14 protein-coding genes are annotated in these 13623 nt (G+C 73.3%); 6 read left to right on the top strand and 8 right to left on the bottom strand.

Annotated elements, in window-relative coordinates:
- Positions 1–472: 472 nt before the first annotated feature.
- Positions 473–964 carry an ATP-binding protein gene (locus AC0682_RS03715; protein ID WP_478530751.1) on the bottom strand — a complete coding sequence of 164 codons (492 nt, stop codon included), beginning with the start codon at positions 962–964 and terminating at the stop codon, positions 473–475.
- Positions 965–1165: 201 nt separating this feature from the next.
- A complete protein-coding gene (locus AC0682_RS03710) occupies positions 1166–1534 on the bottom strand; it encodes an STAS domain-containing protein (protein WP_478530750.1) in 369 nt (122 codons plus the stop codon).
- A 287-nt stretch (positions 1535–1821) separates the two neighbouring features.
- On the opposite strand from AC0682_RS03710, the gene AC0682_RS03705 reads away from it, so the two are divergent.
- Entirely contained in the window at positions 1822–2793 is a 972-nt protein-coding gene (locus tag AC0682_RS03705; RefSeq protein WP_254812414.1) for an RNA polymerase sigma factor SigF, read from the top strand.
- 79 nt (positions 2794–2872) lie between these two features.
- On the opposite strand, the gene hutI is transcribed toward AC0682_RS03705, so the two are convergent.
- The 4 genes from hutI to hutU form a co-directional block, all read right to left on the bottom strand.
- Positions 2873–4045 (bottom strand): imidazolonepropionase, encoded by a 1173-nt coding sequence (hutI, locus tag AC0682_RS03700; protein WP_254812413.1) that lies wholly within the window; start codon positions 4043–4045, stop codon positions 2873–2875.
- Positions 4046–4134: 89 nt separating this feature from the next.
- Positions 4135–5502 carry a formimidoylglutamate deiminase gene (locus tag AC0682_RS03695; RefSeq protein WP_478530749.1) on the bottom strand — a complete coding sequence of 456 codons (1368 nt, stop codon included), beginning with the start codon at positions 5500–5502 and terminating at the stop codon, positions 4135–4137.
- Entirely contained in the window at positions 5493–6701 is a 1209-nt protein-coding gene (locus tag AC0682_RS03690) for an allantoate amidohydrolase (protein WP_478530787.1), read from the bottom strand. Before AC0682_RS03690 ends, AC0682_RS03695 begins: the two co-directional genes overlap by 10 nt.
- Before the next feature lie 206 nt (positions 6702–6907).
- Positions 6908–8566 carry a urocanate hydratase gene (gene hutU, locus AC0682_RS03685; protein WP_478530748.1) on the bottom strand — a complete coding sequence of 553 codons (1659 nt, stop codon included), beginning with the start codon at positions 8564–8566 and terminating at the stop codon, positions 6908–6910.
- A gap of 463 nt (positions 8567–9029) precedes the next feature.
- On the opposite strand from hutU, the gene AC0682_RS03680 reads away from it, so the two are divergent.
- From AC0682_RS03680 to AC0682_RS03665, 4 genes are all read left to right on the top strand, one after another.
- Positions 9030–9443 (top strand): hypothetical protein, encoded by a 414-nt coding sequence (locus AC0682_RS03680; protein WP_254812410.1) that lies wholly within the window; start codon positions 9030–9032, stop codon positions 9441–9443.
- Complete coding sequence (locus AC0682_RS03675) at positions 9440–10252, top strand: transcriptional regulator (protein ID WP_478530747.1); 813 nt, start codon at positions 9440–9442, stop codon at positions 10250–10252. The genes AC0682_RS03680 and AC0682_RS03675 overlap by 4 nt, the downstream gene beginning before the upstream one ends.
- A gap of 38 nt (positions 10253–10290) precedes the next feature.
- Complete coding sequence (locus AC0682_RS03670) at positions 10291–10758, top strand: roadblock/LC7 domain-containing protein (RefSeq protein WP_254812408.1); 468 nt, start codon at positions 10291–10293, stop codon at positions 10756–10758.
- 98 nt (positions 10759–10856) lie between these two features.
- The gene (locus AC0682_RS03665) at positions 10857–11231 is read left to right on the top strand and encodes a hypothetical protein (protein ID WP_254812407.1); all 375 of its coding nucleotides are present in this window, start codon (positions 10857–10859) and stop codon (positions 11229–11231) included.
- Positions 11232–11262: 31 nt separating this feature from the next.
- On the opposite strand, the gene AC0682_RS03660 is transcribed toward AC0682_RS03665, so the two are convergent.
- Together AC0682_RS03660 and AC0682_RS03655 are read right to left on the bottom strand one after the other, a co-directional pair.
- A complete protein-coding gene (locus AC0682_RS03660; protein ID WP_254813254.1) occupies positions 11263–11802 on the bottom strand; it encodes a hypothetical protein in 540 nt (179 codons plus the stop codon).
- 124 nt (positions 11803–11926) lie between these two features.
- Positions 11927–12772, bottom strand: a complete 846-nt coding sequence (locus AC0682_RS03655) for a MurR/RpiR family transcriptional regulator (protein ID WP_478530746.1) — start codon at positions 12770–12772, stop codon at positions 11927–11929.
- A 221-nt stretch (positions 12773–12993) separates the two neighbouring features.
- Here AC0682_RS03655 and AC0682_RS03650 point away from each other — a divergent pair, with 221 nt between their 5' ends.
- Complete coding sequence (locus AC0682_RS03650; RefSeq protein ID WP_478530745.1) at positions 12994–13443, top strand: hypothetical protein; 450 nt, start codon at positions 12994–12996, stop codon at positions 13441–13443.
- Positions 13444–13623 lie beyond the last annotated feature (180 nt).

The following is a 13623-nucleotide window of genomic DNA, read 5'->3' as shown; positions in this document are numbered from 1 at the left end:
TTGTTCGTTCTCCCCTTTTTTTGCGGGCGCCCCACCCCCCCCCCCCCCCCCCCCTCCCCCACCCCCCCCCCCCCCCCCTCCCCCCCCCCCCCCCCCCCCCCCCCCGCCCTGGGCCTCTCCTGTGTGCTCAGCGCTCCCGCCCAGCCTGCGCCACGGGATGAACGTGAACACCGCGCCGCCCAGCGGGATCGCCGTGCCCGCGGCCGGGCCGAGCGCACGCAGGACGCCGTCGTTCTACCGGTGGCCGCGAGGCCGCCGCAGTCCGTACCGCCTGTCCCGCCTGGCCCGCTGGTCCCAGCACGCCGCGCGCCACGGCCGTTGCGGGCGCACTGTGCTGACGGGACATCGGACGGGGCGCTCGAAGTACGCCCGGGGCCTCGTGGAGGGCAGAGAAAGAAGCGCGCCGGGCCGGCGCGCTCTTCGGCGTATGCGGGGGTACGGGACGGTTCCGCCGCACGGGGCGGCTCCGTGGCTACACGGGTGCGGCCAGCTCCGCCCAGACGGTCTTGCCCGGCCGGTCCGGCGTACGCTGCACACCCCAGTCCAGGCAGAGGCGCTGCACGATGAACATGCCGTGCCCGCCGGGGCGGCCGGCGCGGTGCGGCGTACGGGGGGCGGGCTGACCGGCCCCCCGGTCGACGACCTCGACGCGCAGCGCCTTGGGCGTGCAGCCGATCCGCAGCTCCTCGGGGCCCTCCGCGTGCAGACAGGCGTTGGTCACCAGCTCGGAGACGACCAGCAGCACGTCCTCGGCCGCGGCCCGGCGGTCCGCGCTGGACGCCGGGAGCCACCCCCAGTCGTGCAGGGCCTGCCGGGCGAAATCGCGGGCCATCGGAACGATCCCGCTGGCCTGCCCGAGTGAGAGCGTGCGCCACTGCCGCTCGGCCGGGACGGGCGAGGCTGCGCCCGCTCCCTCCGGCTCGCGGCCGAGGTCGCCCGGCGGATGCTGCCGGGTGGTGCTCATCAGCGCTTCACCTCACCGATTCGCCATGTCGTTCGCCATGTCGCGTTGAACAGAAATGATCAGTTACCGAGTGTGCCGTATCCCTACGGGATACCGACTGGGAGTCTCCTGCCCGGCCGCACCGCCACAACACCCACTTCAGGCAGTCGATCGCGCAACACGGCCGTCATCGGGCACGGCGCGGAGCGCGCTGTGCCCGATCTAGGTACTCAGGGCGTCCTCGAGCGTGGCGTGGACGGTGAAGACCGCCTCGGCCCCGGTGATCTCGAAGACTCTCGCCACGACCGGCAGCATGCCGGCCAGATGAACGCCCCCGCCGGCCGCCTCCGCCTTCAGGCGGGCGCCGAGCAGCACGTTCAGCCCGGTGGAGTCACAGAAGTCCAGCCGTGAGCAGTCGACCACCAGCCGTGATCGTCCTTGCTCGACCGCGCTCTCCAGAGGCTCCCGCAGCAGATCGGCGGTGTGGTGGTCCAGCTCACCCACCGGAGTCACGACCTCGCTGTGCCCCTCGGTCCGGGCCTCGACCTGAAGTCGACCCCGGTTCGCACTGCCGACCGTCCCGCGGTCCATGCCCAGTACCTCTTCGCCGTCCGTCACTGTGCGCGTCACTGCCTGTGCGGCTGTATGCAGAGCTGCCGCCGACGTGCGTAAAACAGTACGCGTTCCGTACGCCACGCGGTAGTCGGAGACCTCAACAAACCGGACATATACGGTCAATTGGCGCTTGTCACTGTCAGCGGTAAGCGGGTAAGGGTAGAGGGACACCTGAAATCACGACCGGCTTCGGAGGCGCCGCTTCACCGCAGGAACACATAGGGGCATCGGCAGCCATATGCCGAGAACGATGGAGGAGAACCATGTCACCCCGGCTCGACGAAGCGCGTACCCGCGACGCGTCGTCGGCATGTCCTCAGGGACCGACCAATTCCGACTCCCCCGCCGCGAGCGCCCTCCCGGGCCCGCGCGCCGGCACCACCAGCACCACCCCCGCATCTCGCGGCGAGGGGCCTGAGGGCTTCACGGGGCTCGAAGGACTTCCCGAGATCCCGCCCTACGCCGAAGTGGGGGCCCTGGACGCCAGGGCCCTGTCGAAGACGCTCTTCGAGCGCCTCGAATCCCTCGAAGAGGGCACGCACGAGTACGCGTACGTCCGCAACACCCTCGTCGAGCTGAACCTCGCGCTCGTCAAGTTCGCCGCCTCCCGTTTCCGCTCGCGCAGCGAGCCGATGGAGGACATCGTCCAGGTCGGCACCATCGGCCTGATCAAGGCGATCGACCGGTTCGAGCTGAGCCGCGGTGTCGAGTTCCCGACGTTCGCGATGCCGACCATCGTCGGCGAGATCAAACGGTTCTTCCGCGACACCAGCTGGTCCGTGCGCGTCCCGCGTCGGCTCCAGGAACTGAGGCTCGACCTGGCCAAGGCCGGGGACGAACTCTCCCAGCGGCTGGACCGCGCGCCCACCGTGGCGGAGCTGTCCGAGCTCCTGGGCATCACGCCGGACGAGGTCGTCGAGGGCATGTCCGCGAGCAACGCGTACACCGCGAGCTCGCTGGACGCCAAGCCCGAGGAGGACGACGGCGAGGGCGCCCTCGCGGACCGCATCGGCTACGAGGACCACGGGCTGGAGGGCATCGAGTACGTCGAGTCCCTGAAGCCGCTGATCGCCGCGCTGCCCTCGCGGGACCGCATGATCCTCTCGCTCCGCTTCGTGAGCAACATGACGCAGTCGGAGATCGGGGAGGAGCTGGGCATCTCGCAGATGCACGTGTCCCGCCTGCTCTCCCGGACGCTGGTCAAGCTCCGCAAGGGGCTGACCCTGGAGGAGTAGCCCGCACACTCCCGGCAGGGCCCGCTCCCGGAACGTCACGTGGCGACGTTCCGGGAGCGGGCCCTTCCGTGCGTACCGGCTACTCCACCCGCGCCCCGCCCCGCCACACCGCGCTGACCAGCGGGACGCCCGGGCGGTAGGCGAGGTGGACGTGGCTGGGGGCGTCCAGGAGGACCAGGTCGGCGCGGGCGCCGGGGGTGATGCGGCCGACGTCGGTGCGGCGGAGGGCCGCGGCGCCGCCCGCGGTGGCGGACCAGAGGGCCTCGTCGGGGGTCATCCCCATGTCCCGTACGGCCAGGGCGATGCAGAACGGCATGGACGAGGTGAACGACGAGCCGGGGTTGCAGTCCGTGGAGAGCGCGACCGTGGCCCCCGCGTCGAGCAGACGGCGGGCGTCGGGCCAGGTGGCGCGGGTGGAGAACTCGGCGCCGGGGAGGAGGGTGGCCACCGTGCCGCCCTGGCCCAGCGCGTCGACGTCGGCGTCGGTGAGGTGGGTGCAGTGGTCGGCGGAGGCGGCGTCGAGCTCCACGGCGAGCTGGACGCCGGGGCCGTACGTCAGCTGGTTGGCGTGGACGCGGGGGTGGAGCCCCTTGGCGCGGCCCGCGGTGAGGATGGCGCGGGCCTGGTCGCCGTCGAAGGCTCCGCGCTCGCAGAAGACGTCGATCCAGCGGGCGTGCGGGGCGCAGGCCTCCAGCATCGGGCCGGTGACCAGGTCGACGTAGCCGGCCGGGTCGTCGGCGTAGTCCGGGGAGACGACGTGGGCGCCGAGATAGGTGACCTCGTCGGTGTGGCGGGAGGCGATGCGCAGGGCGCGGGCCTCGTCCTCGACGGTGAGGCCGTAGCCGGACTTGGTCTCCAGGGTGGTGGTGCCCTGGCGCAGGGCCTCCGCCAGGTAGCGGGCGACGTTGGCGGAGAGCTGCTCGTCGGAGGCCTCGCGGGTGGCGGCGACCGTGGTGCGGATGCCGCCCGCGGTGTAGGGCCGGCCGGACATCCGGGCGTTGAACTCCTGGGTGCGGTCGCCGGCGAAGACCAGGTGGGAGTGGGAGTCGACGAAGCCCGGGATCATGGTCCGGCCCCCCGCGTCGAGGACGTTGTCAGTGGCGGGTGCTTTGCTTGATTCACCGGTCCAGACGATGCGGTCGCCGTCGATGACGACGGCCGCGTCCTGGATCAGGCCCAGGGGGGTCCCGTTGCCGAGGGAGGGGTCATTGGTGACCAGGCTGGCGATGTGGGTGACGGCGGTGGTCGTCATCTGGAGAGCGTTCTCCTTGCGTTCCGGGAGGGCCGGGGGGTGCGGAGCTCTGGGGGGCGGAGTTCTGACGTGCCGGGGCGGGTCCGTGGTCAGCCGTGCAGGGCGGCCACGGCTGCCGCGAGCGCTCCGGGCACGTCCTCGATCAGCGTGTGGCGGCCGTCGCGGACGATCTGACGCCCTGCCACGACCGTGTGCCGCACATCGGCGGCGGAGGCGGCGAATACGGCGGTCTCCGCTGCCAGTCGGGGCACCGGCCCGGCCGTTCTGACGGAGTCCAGGGCGAGGGTCGTCAGGTCGGCGGGGGCGCCCGGTTCCAGGACGCCCGCGTCGGGGCGGCCGAGTGCGGCGTGTCCGTCGGCGGAGGCGGCCCGGAGCAGGGCGGCGGCCGTCCAGTGGCCCCGGATGTGGGTGCGCAGCCGCTCGTTCAGCTCCATCGCCCGCGCCTCTTCGAAGAGGTCGATGACGGCGTGGCTGTCGCTGCCCAGGGAGAGCGGCGAGCCCGCCTTCTGGAGGGCCACGGCGGGGCCGATGCCGTCGGCGAGGTCGCGCTCCGTCGTGGGGCACATGCAGGTGCCGGTGGCGGAGGAGCCGAGCAGCGCGATGTCCTCCTGGGTGAGGTGCGTGTTGTGGATGCCCGTGGTGCGGGGGCCCAGCACCCCGTGGTCGGCCAGCAGCCGGGTGGGGGTGCGGCCGTGGGCGGCCAGGCAGGCGTCGTTCTCCGCGAGCTGTTCGGAGAGGTGGACGTGGAGGGGGGCCTCCCGCTCCTCGGCCCACCGGGCGACGGTGGCCAGTTGGTCCGCCGGGACCGCCCGGACGGAGTGGATGGCGGCGCCGATCAGGGCGTGGTCGTCGCCCTTGAGAAGGGAGGCACGCTCGGCCCAGGCGTCGGCGGTGGTGTCGGAGAAGCGCAGCTGGTGCCGGTTGGGCGGCTCACCGAAGCCGGCCGCGAGGTAGGCGGTGTCCAGCAGGGTGATCCGGATGCCTGCATCGGCCGCCGCCGCGATGAGGGCCTCGCCCATGGCGTTGGGGTTGGCGTAGGGCGTGCCGCCGGGGGCGTGGTGCAGATAGTGGAACTCCCCGACGGAGGTGATGCCGGCCAGGGCCATTTCGGCGTACGTGGCACGGGCCAGGTCGAAGTAGCTGTCGGGGGTGAGCCGGGAGGCCACCTGGTACATCAGCTCGCGCCAGGTCCAGAAGGTCCCGGTGCCCACCTGGACGGTGGCGCGCAGGGCCCGGTGGAAGGCGTGGGAGTGGGTGTTGGCGAGGCCGGGGAGGGTCAGGCCGCGCAGTACCGCGGCGCCGGGCGGGGGCGCCTGGACCCCGGTCCTGACCCCGGCGATCCGGCCGTCGGCGACCTCCACGGTGACATCGGGCTCCACGTGGGTCCCGAGCCAGGCGTGGTCCATCCAGTACGTCGCGGTGACGGGCCCGCCCGCCGCCCGGTGTGTCAGCTGCACGCGAGACCTTCCAGTACGTCGGCGAGTGCCCGCACCCCGGCCGTGCAGTCGTCCTCGGCGGCGTGTTCGGCCGGGGAGTGCGAGATGCCGGTGGGGTTCCGTACGAAGAGCATGGCGGTGGGCACCGAAGCGGACAAAATACCCGCATCGTGGCCCGCGCCGGTGCCGAGGACCGGGACGGGCCGCCCCGTGTCGCCGCTCTCCTCCAGGATCGTGGCCAACTCGTCCCGGAGAGCGTGCTCGAACTCGACCACGGGCGTGAACGACTCCCGTACGACGTCGAGATCGATCCCGGCCCGCTCGGCGTACTCCCGGGCGGCGCGCTCGATGCCGGTGACGACGGCGTCCAGGGTGGCCTGGTCGGCGGCGCGGGAGTCGAGCCAGCCACGGACGAGGGAGGGAATGGCGTTGACGCCGTTGGGCTCGACCGCGATCTTGCCGAAGGTGGCGAGGGCACCGGCGAGTTCGGCCTCGCGGCGCGCGGCGAGCACGGTCTCGGCGTACGTGAGCATGGGGTCGCGGCGGTCGACGAGGCGCGTGGTGCCCGCGTGGTTGGCCTCGCCCCGGAAGTCGAACCGCCAGCGGCCGTGCGGCCAGATGGCGGAGGCGATGCCGACGGGGTCGCCGGTCAGGTCGAGAGCGCGGCCCTGCTCGACGTGGAGTTCGACGAACGCCCCGATCCGGGCCAGCCGTTCGGGGTCGGGTCCGATGGTTCCGGGGTCGTATCCGGCGCTCTCCATGGCGGTGGGCAGGGCGATCCCGTCCGCGTCCCTGAGGCGGTGGGCGTCCGCGACGGTGAGCTGTCCGGCCGCGAGCCGGGACCCGACGCAGGCGAGGCCGAAGCGGGCGCCCTCCTCGTCACCGAAGTTGGTGATGGCGAGAGGGCGGGTGAACGCCACGCCCCGGGAGCGGAGTTCATCGAGCGCGGCGAAGGAGGAGACCACGCCCAGCGGGCCGTCGAAGGCGCCGCCGTCGGGGACGGAGTCCAGGTGCGAGCCGGTGACGACGGCGTCCCCGGCCAGGGGGTCGCCCAGCCAGGCCCACTGGTTGCCGTTGCGGTCCCCCTCGTAGGTGAGGCCTCGCGCCTCGGCCTGCGCCCGGAACCAGGCCCGGCACTCCAGGTCCGCCGCCGACCAGGCGTAACGGCGGTAGCCGCCGCTGTCGGGGTGGCGGCCGATGGGGGCCAGCTCACGCCACATGGAGAGGAAGGAGTCGCCCGTACGCCAGTCACCCGTGCGCCCCTGGGGCGCGGGGCCGCCGGAGGGCGCGGCGGCCCCCCGGGGCGAGCCCGCCGCCGTACCTCCTGGCGCGCCTGAAGCGGCCCCGGGCGCTCCCCCCGGCGTGTCGGCAGGGCCCCGGCCCGGGGCGTCAGCGGCCTGCCCGGAGGAGGTGCCGGTCGTCGGCATCAGAGGTCCTCCGTCATCGGGACGCGTACGCCCTTCTCCGCGGCGACCGACTCCGCGATGTCGTAGCCCGCGTCGACATGGCGGATGACGCCCATGCCGGGGTCGTTCGTCAGGACGCGGCGGATCTTCTCGCCCGCGAGCTTCGTGCCGTCCGCGACGGTGACCTGGCCCGCGTGGATGGAGCGGCCCATGCCGACACCGCCGCCGTGGTGGAGGGAGACCCAGGAGGCGCCGGAGGCGACGTTGACCATGGCGTTGAGCAGGGGCCAGTCCGCGATGGCGTCGGAGCCGTCGAGCATGGCCTCGGTCTCGCGGTACGGGGAGGCGACCGAGCCGCAGTCCAGGTGGTCGCGGCCGATGGCCAGCGGGGCGGCCAGTTCGCCGCTCGCGACCATGTCGTTGAAGCGCTCGCCGGCCTTGTCGCGCTCGCCGTAACCGAGCCAGCAGATGCGGGCGGGCAGCCCCTGGAAGTGGACCCGTTCGCCGGCCATCGTGATCCAGCGGTGCAGGGACTCGTTCTCCGGGAAGAGGTCCAGGATCGCCTTGTCCGTCTTGTGGATGTCGGCCGCCTCGCCGGAGAGGGCGGCCCACCGGAAGGGGCCCTTGCCCTCGCAGAAGAGGGGCCGGATGTAGGCGGGGACGAAGCCGGGGAAGTCGAAGGCCCGGTCGTAACCGGCGAGCCGGGCCTCGCCGCGGATGGAGTTGCCGTAGTCGAAGACCTCGGCCCCGGCGTCCATGAAGCCGACCATGGCCTCGACGTGACGGGCCATCGACTCGCGGGCGCGCTGCGTGAAGTCGGCGGGCTTCTCGGCGGCGAGCGTGGCCATGTCGTCGAAGTCGACGCCGAGCGGGAGGTAGGCCAGCGGGTCGTGGGCGCTGGTCTGGTCGGTGACGATGTCGATCGGCGCGCCCTCGGCGAGCATCCGGGGCAGCAGCTCCGCCGCGTTGCCGAGGAGGCCGATGGAGAGGGGGCGGCGGGCGTCGCGGGCCTCGACGGCGAGCTGGAGGGCGTGCTCCGGGCTGTCGGCCCTGACGTCCAGGTAGCGGTGCTCGATGCGGCGGTCGATGGCGCGCGGGTCGCAGTCGACGCAGATGGCGACGCCGTCGTTCATGGTGACGGCGAGCGGCTGGGCGCCGCCCATGCCGCCGAGCCCGGCGGTCAGGGTGATCGTCCCGGCCAGCGTCCCGCCGAACTTCTTGGCGGCGACGGCGGCGAAGGTCTCGTAGGTGCCCTGGAGGATGCCCTGGGTGCCGATGTAGATCCAGGACCCGGCGGTCATCTGGCCGTACATGGTGAGGCCGAGCGCCTCCAGTCGGCGGAACTCCTCCCAGTTGGCCCAGTCGCCGACGAGGTTGGAGTTGGCGATGAGGACGCGGGGCGCCCACTCGTGGGTCTGCATGACGCCGACCGGCCGCCCGGACTGGACGAGCATCGTCTCGTCCTGCTTGAGCGTCCGCAGCGTGCGGACCATCGCGTCGAACGAGCGCCAGTCGCGGGCCGCCTTGCCCGTACCGCCGTAGACGACGAGCTTGTCGGGGTGCTCGGCGACCTCGGGGTCCAGGTTGTTCTGGAGCATGCGCAGGGCGGCTTCCTGCTGCCATCCCAGAGCGCTGAGGGTGCTGCCGCGCGGCGCTCGTACGGGGCGGGGTCCTGACATGGCGGTGCCTCCTCGCGACGATGACTAGATATTCACATCCTGAGGCGCTGAATAGTCGTAGTCAACAGGTCCGGTCCGCGCGGCGGGCGGCCGTGAGGGCGGGCGGCGCTGAAGGCGGCCTCCGGCGAAGGCGGGCGGCGTCGATTTTCCGCCGAAGCCCTTCGCGCCGACCGCCCTGTCCACGGTCACCAACTCGGCCTTGATCAACCTGATGACAGCCTCCCGGCTCTGCTACGGCATCGCCGACGAACACGTCCTGGCGGGCCGGTGCACCCCCTGGGCCGGACCGGCGCGACCACGGACGGCGGGCCCGTCACCCCACTGTCCGGCCAACGCGTTTCGGCCGCTCCCTTACACCCCGCGGAGCATGTTCCAAAGGAAAATGCCAGAACTTCCGCCTGCTGTGAGTACGTTGCGTAGCCTCAGGGTCACAGCCGTACGCCGCTTCGGGAGGGGAACCCGCGTGCCCGGAATCGACGAGTGCCTGCTCGAAGTCATGAGGCTGCCCGGCGCCCGTGGCGCCTCGGTGGTCGACTGGACGAGCGGCCTCGCGCTCGGCACCATCGGCGAGTCCCCCAACGGCGACCACGAGGCGACGGCGGCCGAGACGGCGGAGGTCGCCCGGATGACCGCCGAACAGCCCGCCTTCGCCCGCCTGGTGGCAGGGGACCCCGCCGACCGCTCCGGAGAAGCGCCGGGCACCGCCGTCGAGGACGTCATCGTCACCACCCATGACGGCTACCACATGCTGCGCTTCGTCGAGACGGCTTTCGACAGCAGCGTCTTCCTCCACCTCTGGCTGAACCGCTCCGAGGGCAATCTCGCGCTCGCCCGGTTACGCCTGGGCGAGCTGGCCGAGCGGCTGGTGCTGGCGTGAGCGCGATAGCCGCCGATCCAGGCGCCCCCGAGACGGACCGGCTCCCGGTCCTCTCCCCGATGCTCCAGCGCCTCGCCGCCGAACGGGCCACCGGCGCCCTGATGCGCGACCGCGGCACGCTCTACCTCGCCGACGGCCAGGTGGTCCACGCCGAGAGCCCCGCCACCCCCGGCATCGACGTGCTCCTCACCACCGGCGGCACCCTGCGGCACGAGGGCTGGTGGGACGCGGTGGCGCAGGCCGGGGCCGGGCGGCGGGTCGGCCGCTACCTCGTGGACAGCGGCCATGTGCCCGGCGGAGCGCTGGAGCTGTGCCACCTGGGCGCGCTGTACGACGCCGCGTTCTTCGCCCTCGCCCCGACCGGCACCCCGGCCCGCTTCCGTTACGGGGTGTCCCACTGGATCGGGCCGGTGCGGCCGGTCCCGGTGGCCGCGGTCCAGCGCGAGACCCTGCGCAGACGGGAGCTGCTGGACCGGATCTGGCCCGACGCCGCCTGCGACGGCGCCCCCGTCCTGCGGAGACCGGCCCTCCCGGGCACCGGCCCCGTACCGCACCGGCAGCGCGCGGTCCTGGAACTGGCCGACGGCGTCCGTACGGCCTCCGACATCGCCCAGGCCCTGGGCCGTTCGGCGTTCCACACCCTGGTCGACCTGCGGCGGCTCGCCGCGGCCGGACTGGTGGAGGCGGTCCGCGCCCAGCCGCTGCCCGACGCCTCCCCTGCTTCCGGCCGGATCACGCTTCCCGAGGTGACGGCCGACCCCGACATCGCCCTGCTGCGCCGACTCCGAGACGCATTGGAGGCCCTGTGATACGCGCGCTCAGACAGCGTGCCGGGAGGAGACAGCCGATGGTTCCCGAGGCCGAGACGCGTGGTGTCCTCGACGAACTCCAGCGGTTACGGGCCCGGGTCCCCCTGCTCTCGGGGGCGCTGGCCGCCTCCACCGACGGCCTGGTCCTCGCGCACGACACCCCGGGCATCGAGGCCGAGGGCGTCGCCGCCCTCACCGCCGCCGCGCTCGGCGTCTCGATCCGCATGACGGAGGCCACCGGTCGCGGCGGCTTCCGGGAGCTGCTGGTCCGCGGCGAGAGCGGCTACATCGCCACCTACGCCGCCGGCTCCTCCGCCGTCCTGACCCTGCTGGCCGAGGACCGCATCAACGTCGGCCGACTCCATCTGGAGGGCCGCCGCGCGGGCGCCCGGATCGGAGAACTCGTCGACTCCGCCCTGGAACGCGTCGAGCGCACGCCCCCCATGCCCCGTACCGCCCCGGCGCCCACCACCCAGAACCGCACGCTCCCGCAGCGTCCCACGTGACCGCTCCTCCCCCACCACAACCACCGACCACACCCACGCCACGCACACGGAACAGGCCCCGGTCACCGCGACCGGCCACGGAAAGGAATCGAGCCTCCATGGCGAACACCGAAGCATCACTGAAGGAAGCGATGAGCTCGATCGAGGGCACCACGGGTGTCGCCCTCGTCGACTACACGAGCGGGATGGCCCTGGGCACGCTCGGCGGCGGCAAGGACTTCAACCTGGAGGTCGCCGCAGCGGGCAATACGGACGTGATCCGCGCCAAGCTCCGCACCATGGAGCACCTGGGGCTCAAGGAGGAGATCGAGGACATCCTCATCACTCTGGGCACCCAGTACCACCTGATCCGGCTGCTCAAGGCCCGTGGCAACAACGGGCTCTTCCTCTACCTGGTGCTGGACGCGAGCCGGGCCAACCTCGCGATGGCCCGCCACCAGCTGAAGAAGATCGAGGCCGAGCTGGAGGTCTGAGCCCCGGCGGCTCCGCTCCCGGCAGCTCCGCTCACCGGCGGCGACGCCGCGCCCCGCCCGGCGCGGCGTCCCCCGCCGCCGGACCTGTCGTCCGGTGCCCGTGCACGCCCTTGGCGACCGGGCTGCCGTGCCCGGCCCAGTCCGTGCGCACCCAGTACAGGACGTCGTCCCGGCGCTCGCGCTGCCCGATCCGTACGGCCTTCGCCCAGAGACCGGCCCCCGCGCCCGCGAGGACCAGCCCGCCGGCGCCCGGCAGCGCGAACGAGGAGGCCACGGCCACCACGAACGCCCCGAGCACCCACCACCGGTGCCCGCGCCGCCACCCCCGTACGGTCACGGCCCGGTCCTGGAGGAAGTCGCCGCGCCCCGCCCGCGAGGCCCCGCGGGCCAGCTCCGCGTACCGCCGGCCGCGTGCCAGGGCCACCGCGGCAGCCGTGACGATGAAGAGCGCGGCCCCGGCCAGCAGCCCGATCCGGCGCCCGGTCAGCCCCGGGACGAACGCCCCCGCGGCGGCGGCCACCAGCCCGGCCCACCACAGCGGAGCCGCCCCGGCCCGTACGATCACGGCCACCCTCGCCAGCGACTGCCCTCCACGCCCCACGTCCGTGCCCTTCTGCTCGATCCTGTCCCCCGGTCGTTCCGGGCGGGGAGACTAGCGGCCGCAGATGAGGGGCGCGTGAGAATCCGGGGTCCGGTCAGTCCAGGAACAGCCCGCGCGCCGCCGCCCGTACGTCGAACTCCTCCAGGCGCGCCTGGGCGTCGGGGAGCTCGTCGCACATCGCCTCCAGCAGCACCCGGCCCAGCAGCATCGGGGCGCAGACGGTGTCGAAGGAGAGGCCGGAGCCGATGGCGGCCGGGAGGAGGAGGTCGCTGTGCTTGGCGACCGGGGCGAAGGCGGAGTCCGCGACGGTCACGACGGTGAGCCCCCGCGCTCCGGCGTACTCCAGCGCCTCCACGGACTCCTTGGGGTGGCGGGGCAGCGCGAAGCACATGAGGGCGGTGGCTCCGGCCCGGCGGGCGGAGTCGATGCGGTCCAGGAGCATGGAGCCGCCCTCGTCGAGCACCCGGACGTCGGGGTGGACCTTGGCGGCGAAGTACCCGAAGCCGCGCGCCTGCGAGGATGCCGCGCGCAGCCCCAGCACCGGCAGCGGCCGGGACCCGGCGAGCAACCGCCCCGCCCGCTCCACGGGGCGGGGGTCGGCGAGCAGGTCGCAGAGGTGCTGGAGGTTCTCGATCTCGGCGCGGACGGCCTGCTGGTACTCGTTGTACGTCTCCCCCGCCTCCTCCTGCTCCGCGTCCGCAGGGGCGACCTCGCGCAGGTGGCGGCGGAGCGCCGGGTAGCCGTCGAAGCCGAGGGCGACGGCGAACCGGGTGACGGAGGGCTGGCTGACCCCGGCCAGTTCGGCCAGCTCGACGCTGGAGAGGAACGGCGCGTCGGACGCCCGGCGGACCATGCAGTGCGCGATGCGCCGCTGGGTGGGCGTGAGCCGGTGCCCCTCGAAGAGCCGCTGCAACCGCGCGGCGGGGCTGCTCCCACTCATGCTGTCCCCCTGCTGGGCGTTCTCCTGCCGGATCGGCTGCCGGGTGCGTTGCCGCAACCCGTGGCCAGATCTGTCGCGCCCTGATCGGCGCCGACAGATCCATTCAGCCAGGAAGGCTCCTGCATGTCCATATGCAGCGAGTGGAGGGGCGGCTTCCTCCCCCGGAAATACGGGGGTTAGCCCCCGTGTTCCGGGCTGTCGGCGCTCATAACGTAACGGGTATGGAAGCACGGGACCACGAGCTGAAGAAGGAGCTGGCCGCCACGCTCCAGGCGCGCGGCGAGCTGGGGCCGGAGTACGAGTCGGCGCTCGTCGACTCCTTCCTGGAGAAGGTCGAGCAGCGCCTCGACTCGACCATGGACCGCCGGGTCCGGCGCCATCTCGCCGAGCAGCAGGTGACGGCTGCCCGGGGTCCCGGGGCCACTCGTCCGCCGTCCGCTGCGGCGGCGGCGGGTGCGACGGCCGGTTTCGGGGAGCGGTTCGGGTTCGCGGTCGTCTCGCTCGTCCTGGCCGTCCCGCTCTCCGCGATCGGGGTCGTCAACGCGGGTATCGAGGGGCTCGTGGTGGCCTGGCTGGGGATCGTGGGGGTGAACGCGGTGCACGCGGCGCACCACGGGAGGCTGTTCCGGCAGCGGGAGCGGCGCCGCGCGGTATCCGGGTGGCAGGAATGAGCGGCGTGGGCGGAGGGTCGGCAGGGGGCCGTGGACGTGCCCGCGCTCGGGAACAGCCGTGGGGGGGGGGGGGGGGGGGGGGGGGGGGGGGGGGGGGGGGGGGGGGGGGGGGGGGGGGGGGAGAGGAGGGCGGGGGGGGGGGGAGAACGTAGGGAGAGGCGAGAGGAGCGGGCACAGGCG

The organism is Streptomyces sp. NPDC043746 (genome assembly GCF_056436485.1).
The sequence above is the reverse complement of the archived record's forward strand: the minus strand, read 5'-3'. Positions and strand labels throughout refer to the sequence as shown.